This window comes from Pantoea wallisii (assembly GCF_002095485.1).
In the GTDB taxonomy this organism is placed as follows: Bacteria; Pseudomonadota; Gammaproteobacteria; order Enterobacterales; family Enterobacteriaceae; genus Pantoea; species Pantoea wallisii.
In genome coordinates, this window is record NZ_MLFS01000015.1 from 1 (window position 1) to 15,566 (window position 15,566).

Annotated in this window: 12 protein-coding genes and 3 pseudogenes; 7 read left to right on the plus strand and 8 right to left on the minus strand. The window is 56.4% G+C overall.

Annotated elements, in window-relative coordinates; genetic code table 11:
- Window positions 1–89: 89 nt before the first annotated feature.
- The 4 genes and pseudogenes from dicD to aspA form a co-directional block, all read right to left on the minus strand.
- Window positions 90–668, minus strand: a complete 579-nt coding sequence (gene dicD, locus HA48_RS07490) for a division control transcriptional repressor DicD (RefSeq protein WP_128600464.1) — start codon at window positions 666–668, stop codon at window positions 90–92.
- Window positions 669–734: 66 nt separating this feature from the next.
- Window positions 735–2,422, minus strand: a pseudogene (locus HA48_RS07495) (protein-disulfide reductase DsbD).
- A gap of 83 nt (window positions 2,423–2,505) precedes the next feature.
- A complete protein-coding gene (locus tag HA48_RS07500; protein ID WP_128600465.1) occupies window positions 2,506–3,807 on the minus strand; it encodes an anaerobic C4-dicarboxylate transporter in 1,302 nt (433 codons plus the stop codon).
- A gap of 114 nt (window positions 3,808–3,921) precedes the next feature.
- Window positions 3,922–5,358 (minus strand): aspartate ammonia-lyase, encoded by a 1,437-nt coding sequence (gene aspA / locus HA48_RS07505; protein ID WP_128600466.1) that lies wholly within the window; start codon window positions 5,356–5,358, stop codon window positions 3,922–3,924.
- Between the two features lie 376 nt (window positions 5,359–5,734).
- Here aspA and HA48_RS07510 point away from each other — a divergent pair, with 376 nt between their 5' ends.
- From HA48_RS07510 to HA48_RS07525, 4 genes are all read left to right on the plus strand, one after another.
- Complete coding sequence (locus tag HA48_RS07510) at window positions 5,735–6,187, plus strand: FxsA family protein (protein ID WP_128600467.1); 453 nt, start codon at window positions 5,735–5,737, stop codon at window positions 6,185–6,187.
- Window positions 6,188–6,383: 196 nt separating this feature from the next.
- Window positions 6,384–6,677 (plus strand): co-chaperone GroES, encoded by a 294-nt coding sequence (locus HA48_RS07515; protein WP_033749242.1) that lies wholly within the window; start codon window positions 6,384–6,386, stop codon window positions 6,675–6,677.
- Between the two features lie 45 nt (window positions 6,678–6,722).
- Window positions 6,723–8,378, plus strand: a complete 1,656-nt coding sequence (groL, locus tag HA48_RS07520; protein WP_128600468.1) for a chaperonin GroEL — start codon at window positions 6,723–6,725, stop codon at window positions 8,376–8,378.
- 320 nt (window positions 8,379–8,698) lie between these two features.
- The gene (locus HA48_RS07525) at window positions 8,699–9,046 is read left to right on the plus strand and encodes a DUF4156 domain-containing protein (protein WP_128600469.1); all 348 of its coding nucleotides are present in this window, start codon (window positions 8,699–8,701) and stop codon (window positions 9,044–9,046) included.
- A gap of 187 nt (window positions 9,047–9,233) precedes the next feature.
- Here the strand turns inward: HA48_RS07525 and epmB are convergent, their stop codons facing one another.
- Window positions 9,234–10,262 (minus strand): EF-P beta-lysylation protein EpmB, encoded by a 1,029-nt coding sequence (epmB, locus tag HA48_RS07530; protein ID WP_128600470.1) that lies wholly within the window; start codon window positions 10,260–10,262, stop codon window positions 9,234–9,236.
- Between the two features lie 41 nt (window positions 10,263–10,303).
- Between epmB and efp the strand changes: the two genes are divergently transcribed.
- The 3 genes from efp to epmA all read left to right on the plus strand — a co-directional run bounded on the left by efp (window position 10,304) and on the right by epmA (window position 12,291).
- Window positions 10,304–10,870, plus strand: coding sequence for an elongation factor P (gene efp, locus HA48_RS07535; RefSeq protein WP_039327432.1), 567 nt, complete (start codon window positions 10,304–10,306; stop codon window positions 10,868–10,870).
- 146 nt (window positions 10,871–11,016) lie between these two features.
- Window positions 11,017–11,151: an entericidin A/B family lipoprotein gene (locus tag HA48_RS07540; protein WP_128600471.1), complete on the plus strand. Its 135-nt coding sequence runs from the start codon at window positions 11,017–11,019 to the stop codon at window positions 11,149–11,151.
- 162 nt (window positions 11,152–11,313) lie between these two features.
- Complete coding sequence (gene epmA, locus HA48_RS07545) at window positions 11,314–12,291, plus strand: elongation factor P--(R)-beta-lysine ligase (protein ID WP_128600472.1); 978 nt, start codon at window positions 11,314–11,316, stop codon at window positions 12,289–12,291.
- Window positions 12,292–12,356: 65 nt separating this feature from the next.
- Here the strand turns inward: epmA and degS are convergent.
- The 3 genes and pseudogenes from degS to zapG all read right to left on the minus strand — a co-directional run bounded on the left by degS (window position 12,357) and on the right by zapG (window position 15,398).
- Window positions 12,357–13,429 (minus strand): annotated as a pseudogene (gene degS, locus HA48_RS07550) (outer membrane-stress sensor serine endopeptidase DegS).
- A gap of 86 nt (window positions 13,430–13,515) precedes the next feature.
- Window positions 13,516–14,886, minus strand: coding sequence for a serine endoprotease DegQ (gene degQ, locus HA48_RS07555; protein ID WP_128600473.1), 1,371 nt, complete (start codon window positions 14,884–14,886; stop codon window positions 13,516–13,518).
- A gap of 108 nt (window positions 14,887–14,994) precedes the next feature.
- Window positions 14,995–15,398: pseudogene (gene zapG, locus HA48_RS07560) on the minus strand (Z-ring associated protein ZapG).
- Window positions 15,399–15,566: the final 168 nt, after the last annotated feature.

The window sequence follows — 15,566 nt, forward strand, 5'->3', positions numbered from 1 at the left end:
TAATGGCGGAAAGTCGTCAACGGGTTTCGTAAAAAAAGCGTAGCATTCGTGACTGACTGCCTGCTTTTCAGACAGGCTGCGCAAAAAGCCTACGCCAGGGCGCCATTTTTGCGGCACAGCGCGATGCCCAGTACATCCTCCGCCAGCCCGCGCGCGGTCGCCACATCCATAACGTTGCGCTTAACCAGCAGCTTACTCAGGCACCCTTCCAGGATCAGCTCCATCTGGTCAGCGACCATTGTCGGGTTATCCAGCGCCAGCTCAACCAGAATTTCATGGGTAAATTGCCATGAGCTGCGCTTCTGCTGCTCTGCAAGTTGGTGCACCGGCTGATCTGGCTGGGGATAGAAGCTGCAGGCAGCGATAAACAGGCAGCCGGGAAAACGGCCTTTGCTGACATACTCAGTCAGCACTTCGTAGCGCGCCAGCAGTTTCTGTTCAGCGCTGAGCTGGTCGTCGAGCTGCACCTGGCGGCGCCAGCTATCAATTTGCTGCGCGTGATAGCGCAGCGCGTCATACAGCAGAGCATCGCGATCGGGCCAGTAACGTGCCAGCTGCTCTGTTGTCAGGCCGGTTTCTCCCGCCAGCTGCTGGAGGGAGGTGGTGGCAGCAAGCCCGCGCTGTTCGAGTACATTCAGCGCATGGTCAAGAATTTGTTCGCGTTGCAAGTGGCTCTCCTCTGGAATGCGAGCCCGCTCGCTGGCGAGCGGGCAGTGTCCTGCAACCAGTGTCGTTTAACGCGGCAGATTGTGCAAATGCGTCTGAAAATCCGTCGCGTTAAGGAAACCGGTAATGCGTGAACCAGGGATCTCTTCACCCCGGGCATTGAAAAACAGGATGGTAGGCAGCCCCAGAACCTGTAAATGCTGCAATAGCGCATTGTCCTGCGCGCTGTTGGCGGTGACGTTGGCCTGTAGCAACTGCACGTTGCTCAGTGCGCTGCGCACGCCGTCATCACTGAAGGTGTACTTTTCGAACTCCTTGCAGGCGACACACCAGTCGGCATAGAGATCGACCATCGTGATACGGCCTTGCGCCTGTTGCAGCGCACTGTCGAGCTGCTCGCTGCTGGCGATGCGCGTGAAGGGCAGGTGCGCGACCGCGGAGGCGCTATGGCTGGTGCCAAAGGCCCAATCCTGTAACGGACGCGCCACGACCAGCGCGGCAGCCAGCATCAGGATTTGCATCAGGCGCCACGCGCCGCCTGCGCGCAGGCTGAGGCTAAAGCCCCAGGCAAAGAACGCCACGCCGAGCAGGCTCCATAAGCGCAGCCCCCAGACATCACCGATGATCCGCTCCAGCAGAAACACCGGCAGCGCCAGAATCACGAAGCCAAAGCCCTCTTTAACGCTCTGCATCCACGGCCCGCTTTTCGGCAGCAGCCTGTTCCCGAACAGGGTGATAGCGATCAGCGGCAGCCCCATACCGAAGGCGTACAGCCAGAGCGTGCCCGCGCCGGCCCACAGATTACCGCTCTGCGCGATATAGAGCAGGATGGCGCTGAGTGGCGCGGTGGTGCAGGGCGAGCAGATTAAACCGGCCAGCGCGCCCATGAAAAACACGCCGGGCAGCGATCCGCCCTGCTGACGGTTGCTCCAGAGCGCCAGCCGCGTTTGTACGCTGGTGGGCAGCTGCAGCGGGAACAGGCCAAACATCGACAGCGCCAACGTCACAAACAGGGCAGACAGCGCGATCAGAACGTAAGGGTGCTGCAGCGCAGCCTGAAAGCGGAGACCGGCAGCAGCGACAACCACGCCAAGCAGCGTGTAGGTTAGCGCCATGCCCTGTACGTAGACCATCGCCAGCGCGAACAGCCGGCCTGGCGAGTAGCGGCGCGATCCCCCGAGGATGAGGCTGGAGATCAGCGGATACATCGGCAGGACGCACGGTGTAAAGGCTACGCCAATCCCAATCAGCAGCGCCCAGAGCGGTGAAAAGGGCAGCGGCGTGGGATGAGGCTGAGCGGCAGGCGCATCGCGGGTGGCGCTCACCGCGCTGAGCGGTACGGTGCGGGTCTCCGGCGGATAGCAGAACCCGGCGGCGGCACAGCCTGATAAGTCACGGTTACGGATGCGCCGTCTCCGGCCTGCTGTATCGATACCGGTACCTGCACATCCTGCGGGTAGATTTCGCTTTTGCCATAAAACTCATCTTCGTGCGGCTGGCCGGGCGGCAGAGCGAGCGGGGCAAGCTGTGCCTTTTGCGGCGTAATATGCAGCTGCTGGCGATAAAGATAGTAACCCTCTTTGACTCGCCAGCTCAGTTCCAGCTGATTGTCGTGCTGGCTAAAATCGAAAGCAAAAGCCTGATCGACCGGCACAAAGCGGCTGCTGTTTTGGGGGGAAAAGAGGCTGGCCTGCGCGGAGAAGCAGAACAGCAGTGCCAGGCACAAAGCCATCAGGCGGGAGAATCGGACGGCCATAACGAATTAATCAGCTCCGGTGGCGAAGGGGCCGCGATCATAACACGGCCGCTTCGCCACGAGGTTTTCAGGATGTAACGGCGCTACAGGATTAGGCTACCAAACAGGAAGCCGAACGCCACCGAGAAGGCAATTGCCAGTACGCCGGGAATAATAAAGGAGTGGTTAAAGACAAACTTGCCGATTCGGGTTGAGCCGGTGTCGTCCATTTCGACCGCCGCCAGCAGCGTAGGATAGGTTGGCAGCACGAACAGGGCGGAAACGGCAGCAAAAGAGGCCACGGCCGCCAGCGGTGACACGCCCAGCATCAGCGCTGCGGGCATCAGCGCTTTGGTGGTCGCCGCCTGCGAATAGAGCAGGGTTGCAGCGAAGAACAGCACCAGCGCCAGCATCCACGGGTAGCTCTGCAGCATATCGCCGGCCAGAGTCTGGATCTCGTTCAGGTGGGCCTTCACAAAGGTATCGCCCAGCCATGCCACGCCCATGACGCAAATACAGGCGCTCATACCAGATTTAAAAGTGCTGGCGCTCAGGATCTCACCGGTATCGATTTTGCAGGTCAGGCAGATCAGCGTGGCCACGGTAAGCATAAACACCACGATTGCCTCATTGCGCGGCAGCAGCGGGTTGGCGATCAATCCCACGCTGTCGCTGATGGCGGTGGCGTACAGCACAACCGCGATGATACCGATCAGGAACAGCAGCACAGCACGCTTCGCGCCGGGTTTGATCTGATAAACCTGCTCGCCGCGCAGCGTCACTTCACCTTTCGCCAGGCGCGCCTGATAGACCTCATCATCCTTCAACTCTTTGCCGAGGAAATTGGTAATGATGGCTGCGCAGAAGATGGCTGCCATCGTCGAGGGCAGCGCGACGCCGAGCAGCGCCAGATAACTCACGCCGCGCGGTTCAAGAAGAGAGGCAAAAAACACCACGGCAGCAGAGAGCGGTGACGCGGTGATGGCGATTTGTGAGGCGACCACGGCAATAGAGAGCGGGCGCGATGGACGTACGCCTTGCTCTTTTGCCACTTCAGCAATCACCGGCAGCGTGGAGAATGCCGTATGGCCGGTGCCGGCCAGCAGCGTCATCAGATAGGTCACCAGCGGCGCGAGAAAGGTAACGTAGCGTGGATGACGGCGCAGCAGGCGTTCCGCCAGCCCGACCAGATAATCCATGCCGCCCGCAACCTGCATCGCGGCGATTGCCGCGATCACCGCCATAATAATTTCAATCACATCAAACGGGATAACGCCGGGCTTCATGCCGCAAAACAGCGTCAGCACCAGCACGCCCAGCCCGCCGGCAAAGCCGATGCCAATACCGCCCAGCCGGGCCCCCAGCCAGATCGCCAGCAGAACCACCACCAATTCCACGATTACCATGCGTTTTCACCCCTGAGCCGGAGACGTCCGGCTCTTAAAGTTGTAGCCGTCAAAATAAAAAAAGCACGCCGTATTGTATACAGGCGTGCTTTGAACGACTTGATCCGGCGTAGATTATTGTTCGTTTTCGTCGGTGTAGCGTTTGGCTTTATAGGCAGGATGCATCAGGTTCTGAATGGAGAAAATATCATCCAGCTCGGCTTCGGTCAGCAGGCCACGCTCCAGCACCACTTCACGCACGCTCTTACCGGTCTCCGCACAGATTTTGCCAACAATATCACCGTTATGGTGGCCGATGTACGGGTTGAGGTAAGTCACGATACCAATGGAGTTAAATACGTAAGCTTCACACACCGCTTTGTTGGCGGTGATGCCGTTGACGCATTTCTCCAGCAGGTTGTAGCAGGCGTTAGTCAGAATACTGATGGATTCAAACAGCGCCTGACCGATAACCGGCTCCATCACGTTCAGCTGCAGCTGACCCGCTTCGGAGGCCATGGTCACAGTGATATCGTTGCCGATCACTTTGAAGCACACCTGGTTGACGACTTCCGGCACCACCGGGTTAACCTTGGCTGGCATAATGGACGAGCCCGCCTGCAGTTCCGGCAGGTTGATCTCATTCAGGCCAGCACGCGGGCCGGAGGAGAGCAGGCGCAGGTCGTTACAGATCTTCGACAGTTTCACCGCCAGACGTTTCAGCGCCGAGTGCACCATCACATAGGCACCGCAATCGGAGGTCGCTTCAATCAGGTCCTCTGCCGGCACGACTGGCAGATTACTCACTTCCGCCAGACGCTGTACTGCCAGCTGCTGATAGCCATCCGGTGTATTCAGGCGCGTACCGATCGCGGTCGCCCCGAGGTTCACTTCCAGCAGCAGCTCCGCCGTACGCAGAATACTGCGCGTCTCTTCGTTCAGTAACACGTTGAACGCGTGGAACTCCTGACCGAGTGACATAGGCACCGCATCCTGCAGCTGGGTACGGCCCATCTTCAGAATGTTTTCAAACTCTACGGCTTTACGCTGGAACCCTTCGCTCAGCTGGCTGATGGCATCCAGCAGCTTCAGAATGGAGGCGTAAACCGCAATGCGGAAACCGGTGGGATAAGCATCGTTAGTGGACTGACACTTATTCACGTGATCGTTAGGGTTGAGGTACTGATACTCACCTTTCTGATGGCCCATCAGTTCCAGACCGATGTTGGCCAGCACCTCATTGGTGTTCATATTGACCGAGGTGCCGGCGCCGCCCTGATAGACGTCCACCGGGAACTGATCCATGCATTTACCGTTATTCAGTACTTCATCACAGGCCTGAATGATGGTATTCGCGATATTACGCGGGATGGTCTGCAGCTCTTTGTTGGCGAGCGCGGCTGCTTTCTTTACCATCACCATACCGCGAACGAATTCAGGTATGTCACTGATTTTACTGCTACTGATATAAAAGTTCTCAATCGCACGCAGAGTATGAACACCGTAGTAAGCGTCTGCCGGAACTTCGCGCATGCCTAACAGGTCTTCTTCGATACGAATGTTGTTCGCCATGATTACCTTCTTATTATTTCTGCGGGTTACTGCCTGGCCGGCCGGGATGGACGGGCGGCAAATAACGTGCAGGTGAAGCAATTATATTGTCGTGGAATACCAGTGCCGACATTTTATCCATCTTCGGGCTGGCGAGCACGATCATATTCTGTTGTTACAAAATTGTTTGTGCACAGATCACTTTACGGGCATTTGCTGGCCCGTCGGTAATAACGATATGTGATGTAGTTCGCATTTTTAAGTCGCCAGTAAAAATTTAACCCGACAGGTTGAATTTGCCCGGCATAGCGCCCACTTCAACAGTTGAGGTCCATGCTGACCGCCCCATTTTGCCGCTGCGCACGCTGCGTGACGGCCCAACACACAGGAGATATCGGTGCGCTGGTTACCGTTTGTGATTTTTTTTGTTCTGGCCTGGATTGAGATCTCACTCTTCATCCAGGTTGCGCATGCGCTGGGCGTGCTGCTCACCATGCTGCTGGTGATCTTTACCTCTTGCATTGGCGTGTCGCTGGTTAAGAATCAGGGCATGAAGAACTTCATGCTGATGCAGGAGAAGCTGGCGCGTAATGAGAGCCCGGCGGCGGAGATGATCAAAAGCGTTTCGCTGATCATTGCCGGCTTCCTGCTGCTGCTGCCTGGCTTCTTTACTGATTTCCTCGGTTTGCTGCTGCTGCTGCCGCCGGTGCAGAAGCACCTGACGCTGAAACTGATGCCGCACCTGCGCGTCTGGCGTGGGCCAGGCCAGGGGCCGGACAGTGGTTTCACCATGGATGGCGAGTTCGAGCGCAAAGATCAGGACCGTATCGAACAGGATAAAGATCGATAAAGGTTAACGAGGCGGCGGAAGCCGCCTTTTTGCTGGCTTTTTCGCCAGCTGTTACAGAAACGAAAATTTTTTATTTTTTTGCCCTTGAAAGCCTCTCTGCTCATCCCTATCTCTTCCACCACGAGGCCGGAAGCCATGCAGCCCGGTGTTCAACCCAAAAACTGAATGATTGGACTTCTCAAAGGAGAGCTATCACATGAAAATTCGTCCGTTGCACGATCGCGTTATCGTCAAGCGTAAAGAAGTTGAAGCAAAATCGGCTGGCGGTATTGTCCTGACCGGTTCCGCAGCAGGCAAATCAACCCGTGGTGAAGTTCTGGCTGTCGGCAATGGCCGCATCCTGGAAAACGGTGAGGTTAAGCCGCTGGACGTGAAAGTGGGTGATCTGGTGATTTTCAGCGAAGGCTACGGTGCAAAAACCGAGAAAATCGACAACGAAGAAGTTCTGATCATCTCTGAAAGCGACATCCTGGCGATTGTCGAAGCGTAATTACGCGTAATTCACTGAACGAAACGAATTTAAGGGATATTTGAAATGGCAGCTAAAGACGTAAAATTCGGTAATGACGCACGCGTAAAAATGCTGCGTGGCGTAAACGTACTGGCAGATGCAGTAAAAGTTACCCTGGGCCCGAAAGGCCGTAACGTGGTTCTGGATAAATCTTTTGGTGCACCGACCATCACTAAAGATGGTGTTTCTGTGGCACGTGAAATCGAGCTGGAAGACAAGTTCGAAAACATGGGTGCGCAGATGGTGAAAGAAGTTGCCTCTAAAGCGAATGACGCAGCAGGCGACGGCACCACCACCGCAACCGTTCTGGCACAGTCTATCGTTAATGAAGGTCTGAAAGCCGTTGCAGCGGGCATGAACCCGATGGATCTGAAGCGCGGTATCGATAAAGCGGTTGCAGCAGCAGTTGAAGAGCTGAAAACCCTGTCTGTACCTTGCCAGGATTCACGCGCTATCGCCCAGGTTGGTACCATCTCTGCTAACTCTGATGAGAGCGTCGGCACCCTGATCGCCCAGGCGATGGATAAAGTGGGTAAAGAGGGCGTGATCACGGTTGAAGAGGGCACCGGCCTGCAGGACGAGCTGGATGTGGTTGAAGGTATGCAGTTTGACCGCGGCTACCTCTCTCCTTACTTCATCAACAAGCCAGAAACCGGTGCGGTGGAGCTGGAAAGCCCATTCATCCTGCTGGCTGACAAGAAAATCTCTAACATCCGCGAAATGCTGCCAGTACTGGAAGCCGTGGCGAAAGCCGGCAAACCACTGCTGATCATCGCTGAAGATGTGGAAGGCGAAGCGCTGGCAACGCTGGTGGTCAACACCATGCGCGGCATCGTGAAAGTGGCTGCGGTGAAAGCGCCAGGCTTCGGCGACCGTCGTAAAGCGATGCTGCAGGATATCGCGATCCTGACCGGCGGTACCGTGATCTCTGAAGAGATCGGTATGGAGCTGGAAAAAGCAACGCTGGAAGATCTGGGCCAGGCGAAGCGCGTGGTGATCAACAAAGATACCACCACCATCATCGATGGCGTGGGCGATCAGGGTGCTATCTCTGGCCGCGTAGCGCAGATTCGTCAGCAGATTGAAGAAGCAACCTCTGATTACGATAAAGAGAAGCTGCAGGAGCGTGTCGCGAAACTGGCAGGCGGTGTTGCCGTTCTGAAAGTGGGCGCAGCTACTGAAGTTGAAATGAAAGAGAAGAAAGCGCGCGTTGAAGATGCCCTGCACGCAACCCGTGCTGCGGTTGAAGAGGGCGTGGTTGCGGGTGGCGGTGTAGCGCTGGTTCGCGTTGCGGCGAAGATCGCTGCTTCTGGTCTGAAAGGTCAGAACGAAGATCAGAACGTCGGTATCAAAGTTGCGCTGCGCGCGATGGAAGCGCCACTGCGTCAGATCGTCTCTAACGCCGGTGAAGAGCCATCTGTTGTGGCTAACAACGTGAAAGCGGGCGACGGTAACTACGGTTACAACGCGCAGACTGAAGAGTACGGCAACATGATCGACTTCGGTATCCTGGACCCAACCAAAGTGACCCGTTCTGCGCTGCAGTACGCATCCTCTGTTGCAGGTCTGATGATCACCACCGAAGCGATGGTGACCGACCTGCCGAAAGGCGACGCGCCTGATTTAGGTGCTGGCGCTGGCGGTATGGGTGGCATGGGCGGTATGGGCGGCATGATGTAATTGCCCTGAACGCTTAGTTCGCTGAGAAACCCCCGATCGGAAACGGTCGGGGGTTTTTCTTTTGGCGGCGAACAAGGTATAAGTATGAGCGCACTACTTCGGCTCTGCGGGTTTATACCCGTCATATTTCAAATTGCAGATGCGTTGGCTGCGTGCATTCACCCCAGTCACTTACTGGAGTAAGCGCCTGGGTATTCATGCCCTTGCCGCCTTTCTGCACCTTGAACTATTTAGGGTATAAGGCAATGAATGTTCAGAAAAAATATGCGCTTTTCTGCTACGCTGCCGCCCGACACTGATGATAATAAATGGGGATTATAATGCGGATTAACCTCTTGCCTGGACTGGCAGTCGGCGTTTTGCTGCTGGCGGGCTGTAGCACCTCTAACCAACTGAGTGCCGCTGGCGAACGTGTCACCTTCGTTGATCAACAGCCAGGCAGCCAATGTCAGCTGCTGGGCAACCTGACCGGCTCACAGAGCAACTGGCTGAGTGGTTCTGGCGGTGAAGGCAGTTCACTGCGCGGCGCGGCGAATGACCTGCGCAACCGCGCGGCTGAGATGGGCGGTAACGTCATTTACGGTGCCACCAGCCCGACGCAGAATCTGCTCTCTGCTTTCGCCCCGCTGGACAGCAAAATGTCTGGTCAGGTGTATAAGTGCCCGTAATGGCATAGCAGAAATAAAAAAAGCCGCGCCTGCGGCTTTTTTTATTTGCGGCGGGATGTGGGGGGATTACGAGCCGCTGTGGTCGCCATTAATGGCGACCCTACATAAGCGCGCCGGGCACGCATCAATCGTGGGATGTCTGTTTGTAGGGTGCGCATTAATGCGCACCGGGTAGGGGCGCAAAAGGTTATGCCTGCCGCAGCTGCAGATCCAGCGGCGTCTTGCTTGGCTCACCGCCAATCTCTCGCGCCAGTTTCGGCACCATATAGCCAGACACCATGCTCAGCAGCTGTCGCATCAGCGCACGGGCTTCATCATCAGAGACAAAAAAGTGCGCTGCGCCCTGGACCTTATCCAGCACGTGCAGGTAATAGGGCAGAATGCCGGCATCAAACAGCGCATTGCTGAGATTTGCCAGCGTCTGCGCGCTATCATTTACGCCGCGCAGCAGCACGCTCTGGTTGAGCAGCGTCACGCCGGCGCGTTTCAGCATCTGCATACGCTCGCGCAGCTCCTCGTCAATCTCCTGCGCGTGATTGATGTGGCTTACCAGCAGCACCTGCAGCCGCGTTTCCGCCAGAGTCTGGCACAGCCCTTCCGTAATGCGCGCCGGAATCACCACCGGCAGGCGACTGTGAATACGCAGACGCTTCAGGTGCGGGATTTTTTGCAGCTCGCCCACCAGCCAGGTCAGCTCGTGATCTTTCGCCATCAGCGGATCGCCACCGGAGAAAATAATCTCGTCCAGCTCCGGATGTGCGGCAATGTAATCAAGCGCGATCTGCCAGTTACGTTTATTGCCCTGATTATCCTGATACGGAAAATGGCGGCGGAAACAGTAGCGACAGTTGACCGCGCAGCCGCCCTTGACCAGCAGCAGCGCGCGGTTCCTATACTTGTGCAGTAAACCCGGCACCACGCTGCTCTGCTCGTCGAGCGGATCGGTGCTGTAACCCGGCGCATCCTGAAACTCCTGATGGCGGGTGATGACCTGCAGCAGCAGCGGGTCCTGCGCATTGCCCGGCCGCATGCGCCGGATAAAGGCCCGGGGCACGCGCAGGGCAAAAAGCCGGCGCGCGTCGTGGCCTGCGGCCAAATCCGCATGCTGTTCAAGGGATAAAAGTTGCAGTAATTCAGCAGGATCGGTGACAACATCAGCAAGTTGCTGCAACCAATCTTCTCTGACAGGGGAATTTAGGGTTACAATGTGTGCCATTTTTTTGGCTATTACCAGTTCAATATTTACAGAGGGCCTTTATGGCGACTTATCTTAGCAACGATTTCCGTCCCGGTCTTAAAATCATGTTCGAAGGCGAACCTTATGCCATCGAAGCCAGTGAGTTCGTTAAGCCGGGTAAAGGCCAGGCATTCGCACGCGTTAAAATGCGTCGTCTGCTGACCGGTTCTCGCGTTGAGAAAACCTTCAAATCTACTGACTCTGCCGAAGGCGCAGACGTTCGTGATATGACGCTGCAATACTCTTACAACGACGGCGACTTCTACTACTTCATGCACCCTGAGTCTTTCGAGCAGTATCAGATCGAAGCCAAAGTGCTGGATGACGTGACCAAGTGGCTGCAGGATAACGCCGATTGTATCGTTACCCTGTGGAACGACAAAGCGATCGCGGTTCAGCCACCGAACTTTATCGAAGCCGAAGTGACTGAAACCGACCCGGGCCTGAAGGGTGATACCGCAGGTACCGGCGGCAAGCCTGCTACGCTCTCTACGGGCGCAGTGATCAAAGTTCCACTCTTCGTGCAGATTGGCGAAGTGGTTAAAGTTGACACCCGCTCTGGCGAATACGTCTCCCGCGTAAAATAATCGTCACATCAGGCGCATCAATGATGCGCCTTTTTTCTGCTCGCCTGCCAGACCCCGTCTTTTTTCAGCGCGTTAACCGCCAGCCTCGCGTATCCGGTCTATGCTTTAAAAGCTGTACTTTTACTGCAACCAACAAGGATATGGCTATGTTCAAGAAAAGTATTGTCGCAATTTTCTCGGTACTGGTGCTCTCCTCGCTGCTCTCTGCCTGCAACACCACGCGTGGCGTAGGGGAAGATGTGGAAGCCGGCGGCCAGGCAATTCAGCGCACCACGCAATAACACCCACCGGTACGAAACAGGCTTTCGTACCGGCTTTTTTCCGCTTCACTCTCTTCTCCGGCCTGCCGTTTCTGAAACTGCGCAGTGCACGTGCCGCGTCGTTGTTTGCCATCGTCAATACGGGTAGACTTCCACCCCTTATCTGTATGAGGAGTCATCAACATGAGCGAAACGGCAAGCTGGCAGCCGAGCGCACCCATTGCCAATTTGTTGAAACGCGCCGCGATCATTGCGGAGATCCGTCGTTTCTTTGCCGATCGCGGCGTACTGGAAGTGGATACCCCGGCCATGAGCCAGGCAACCATCACCGATATCCATCTGGTGCCGTTTCAGACCCGCTTTGTCGGGCCAGGCGCAGCGGAAGGGCGCGATCTGTGGCTGATGACCAGTCCGGAGTACCATATGAAGCGCCTGCTGGCGGCGGGCAGTGGCCCAATCTACCAGATGGGCCGCTGCTTCCGTAATGAGGAAGCGGGACGTCACCACAATCCGGAATTCACCATGCTGGAGTGGTACCGTCCACATTACGATATGTACCGCCTGATGAATGAAGTCGACGATTTGCTGCAACAGGTGCTGGAGTGCGACAGCGCCGAATCACTCTCCTATCAGCAGGCCTTTATTCGTCACCTTGAGCTCGATCCGCTGTCGGCGGATAAAGCGCAGCTGCGTGAAGCGGCGGAGAAGCTGGGCGAGGGTGAGCTGGCGAATCGCGAAGAGGATCGCGATACGCTGCTGCAGCTGCTATTTATGCTGGGCGTAGAGCCGAAGATCGGTAACGATAAGCCGTGCTTCGTTTACCACTTCCCGGCCAGTCAGGCAGCGCTGGCGGAGATCAGCACTGAAGATCACCGCGTTGCAGAGCGATTTGAGGTCTATTACAAAGGGGTTGAGCTGGCGAACGGGTTCCGCGAGCTGACCGACAGCCGCGAGCAGCGTCAGCGTTTTGAGCAGGATAACCGCCGCCGCGCCGCGCGGGGCCTGCCACAGCATCCAATCGATACCTATCTGCTGGATGCGCTGGCGCACGGCATGCCAGCCTGTTCCGGTGTCGCGCTGGGCGTTGATCGCTTGATTATGCTGGCGCTCAGAGCGGAAGCGTTGAGTGATGTCATCGCCTTCCCGGTGGACCGCAGTTAAGGCCCTTTGCAGCGCAATGCATCATGGGAAGCGGTGACATAAGGCTGGCGCCGCTTCCCATAAAGTTACTGTGACGGCGTGTTTGTGGCTTCCGGAAACTCCTGAATGGTCACCGGCAGCGTCATTTTCTGTTCATTACGCAGTATCTGCACATCAATCACCGAGCCCGGACGAATCTCCGCAACCTGATCCATGGTCTCCTGCGCCGAGAGCGCCGGTTTGCCGTTCACCTGCAACAGCACGTCGTTGGCCTGCAGGCCGGCGCGATCGGCGGGCCCGCCGGGCGCCACATCGCTGACGATAATGCCCTGAACCCGATCCAGATTACTGCCCTGGCCGTGCAGCGGCGGCAGTTCACGGCCGGTGATCCCGATATAACCGCGAATGACGCGGCCATCACGAATCAGCTTATCCATAATTTTGCTCGCCAGCGCGGTGGGAATGGCAAAGCCGATGCCCTCTGGCGTTTCGCCGTCATTGCTTTTATCAAAGGTCAGGGTATTGATGCCCATCAGCTCGCCGAGCGAGTTGATCAGCGCACCGCCGGAGTTACCCTGGTTGATAGAGGCATCGGTCTGCAGGAAGTTTTGCCGGCCAGAGGAGCTGAGCCCGATACGCCCGGTGGCACTGATAATGCCCTGCGTAACGGTTTGCCCCAGGTTGTAAGGGTTACCAATCGCCATCACCACATCGCCAATATGCGCTGCCCGCTTCGAATTTATGGGGATCACCGGCAGGTTGGTGGCATTGATCTTCAGCACGGCCAGATCGGTCATGGCGTCGGAGCTACCAGCGTGGCTTCAAAGAAGCGTCCGTCCTGTAAGGCGACAATGATCTGATCGGCGTTATTAATGACGTGCTTATTGGTAAGGATGTAGCCTTTTACGTTCATGATCACGCCGGAGCCCAGCGTGGTGATGCCGCGGTTATTGTTACCGTGGGCGCTACGGTTATAGACGTTGACGACCGCAGGAACGGCACGGCGCACGCCCTGATTAAAACTGAAGGGCGCTTCATCGGCGCTGCTGTCATGCTCGAAAGTGACGTTGCTGCCCATTCGCAGCGCAGGGATCGCGACAAGTAGTAAACCCGCCACGATCAGGCCCATCACCACTGAACGCAAAAGTTTAAGAAACATGGTGTTATTTCAAGCCAGGTGAGATCGCAGGGCAGAATAGCACGAGAAAGGCGGACAAACACCTGCTTGTCCGCCTGATGCGAGGATTATCGCAGAAGCAGGTAGATCGTCTCGTCGCCGCGTACCACGTTAAGAGCCAGCACCGGCGGTTTACCCTCCAGCACCTTGCGCATTTCAGCGAGGTTTTGCACGCGAGTGCGGTTAACGCCGATGATCACGTCATCCTTCTGCAGGCCAACCTGTTCTGCAGGCGTGCCTTTTTCAAGGGTATCGACCTTCACGCCTTTATCACCGGTTTTGGTGGTGCCATCGCTCAGCGTTGCGCCCTGCAGGGCCGGTGACATCAGCTGTGCGCTGGCCGTAGATTGCGCGCTCTGTTCCAGCGTGACGGTCACAGTCACCGGCTTACCTTCGCGCAGCAGACCAATTTTCACCTGCTGGCCCGGCGGCGTGGTGCCCACTTTCACGCGCAGCTCCGCAAAGCTGGTAATCGGTTTATCGTTAATCGCGGTAATAATATCGCCCGCTTTAATGCCAGCTTTCTCCGCCGCGGATTTTGGCAGCACTTCAGAAACAAATGCACCGCGCTGGGCATCAACGTTAAATGCTTTGGCGATATCGGCGGTCATCTCAGTACCTTTGATACCGAGCTGGCCGCGCTTCACTTCGCCGAACTGAATCAGCTGCTGTGCAAGGTTCATCGCCATGTTACCGGGAATAGCGAAGCCGATGCCGATATTGCCGCCGCTGGAGGCAAGAATCGCGGTATTAATACCAATAAGCTCGCCGTTGAGGTTAACCAGCGCGCCGCCGGAGTTGCCGCGGTTGATCGCTGCATCGGTCTGGATAAAGTTCTCCAGCCCCTCAAGGTTCAGGCCACTGCGGCCCAGCGCCGAGATAATCCCGGAGGTTGCCGTCTGACCCAGGCCAAATGGGTTACCGATCGCCACGGCAAAGTCGCCGACTTTCAGCGCATCGGAGTCAGCAATTTTCACCTGCGTCAGGTTTTTCGCCCCTTCAACCTGAATCAGCGCAATATCAGTTTGCTCATCGTGACCGATCAGTTTGGCATCGTACTCATTGCCATCGCTCATCTGCACGCTGATTTTGTCTGCACCGTTGACCACGTGGTTATTTGTGAGGATATAGCCTTTCGCGGCATCAATAATGACGCCGGAGCCCAGCCCTTCGAACGGCTGCGGCTGCGCCTGACCCGGCGCCTGACCGAAGAAGCGCTTCAGCGGTTCAGGAATGTCCTGCGCCTGCTGGCCGCTGTCGGTGCCTTCCACGTGCACGCTGACCACGGCCGGCAGCACTTTTTCCAGCATCGGTGCCAGGCTTGGCAGATCCTGTCCCTGAATTTGTGCGGGCAGCGTCGCCATTGCAGCCGGTGCTGCCGCCAGACTCATCCCAATGCTCAAGGCTAATGCGCTTAACAGGTTTACTTGTTTTTTCATTGCTACAACGCTCTCGCTGCGAAAAGGGGGATAAAAGAAGTGTGACAGTTGTTTGTAATAAGTGTTCGGAAAACAAAAAGGGCACAGCGATGCTGTGCCCCAAAAGGATTAGTTGCGTGGAGTACGTTCGCCACCGCGCAGTAAACCGGATGCGCCTTCAGAGTAGTCGCGCGGGATCTGCACCGGCGCCTGATCGTTATCAGCTTCGGCTTCCGTCAGCTGGTAGGCAAACGGGTTCTTTTCACCCGGCAGATCGGGCAGCAGGTCATTCGACCCTTTCGCCATGTGCTGATACAGCTGGCGATAATCACGCGCCATGTTGTCCAGCAGCTCTGCACTGCGTGCAAAGTGGTTGGTGAGCTCTTCGCGATAATCTGCCAGCTCGGCCTCGATTTTTCCAGTTCGTACTGCATGCTGCGCTGCTCACGCAGCTTTTTGTTGCCAAAACGCACTGCTACAGCGCCGACAATAATGCCAATCACTAAACCAATCAGCCCGTATTCCCAGGTCATAATAACTCCCGTGTAATTTCCGTTGCTTCGTAGGGCATTGCTTCTGTTTCAACTTCAATAGTAGCCACTATACCCGTTAATCTATTGGAAGTGGAACTCTCAGGCTGTATCGCTTAGTGTAGAGCGGCCTAATTTTCGACAACCGACACGTGGATCGGACTTATTCAG

Excerpts from the sequence above, each read along its gene's own strand:
- degQ (WP_128600473.1), bottom strand. The coding sequence starts at position 14,886 with ATGAAAAAACAAGTAAACCTGTTAAGCGCATTAGCCTTGAGCATTGGG.
- HA48_RS07525 (WP_128600469.1), top strand. The coding sequence starts at position 8,699 with ATGCGGATTAACCTCTTGCCTGGACTGGCAGTCGGCGTTTTGCTGCTG.
- efp (WP_039327432.1), top strand. The coding sequence starts at position 10,304 with ATGGCGACTTATCTTAGCAACGATTTCCGTCCCGGTCTTAAAATCATG.
- groL (WP_128600468.1), top strand. The coding sequence starts at position 6,723 with ATGGCAGCTAAAGACGTAAAATTCGGTAATGACGCACGCGTAAAAATG.
- epmB (WP_128600470.1), bottom strand. The coding sequence starts at position 10,262 with ATGGCACACATTGTAACCCTAAATTCCCCTGTCAGAGAAGATTGGTTG.
- HA48_RS07500 (WP_128600465.1), bottom strand. The coding sequence starts at position 3,807 with ATGGTAATCGTGGAATTGGTGGTGGTTCTGCTGGCGATCTGGCTGGGG.
- aspA (WP_128600466.1), bottom strand. The coding sequence starts at position 5,358 with ATGGCGAACAACATTCGTATCGAAGAAGACCTGTTAGGCATGCGCGAA.
- HA48_RS07515 (WP_033749242.1), top strand. The coding sequence starts at position 6,384 with ATGAAAATTCGTCCGTTGCACGATCGCGTTATCGTCAAGCGTAAAGAA.
- epmA (WP_128600472.1), top strand. The coding sequence starts at position 11,314 with ATGAGCGAAACGGCAAGCTGGCAGCCGAGCGCACCCATTGCCAATTTG.
- HA48_RS07540 (WP_128600471.1), top strand. The coding sequence starts at position 11,017 with ATGTTCAAGAAAAGTATTGTCGCAATTTTCTCGGTACTGGTGCTCTCC.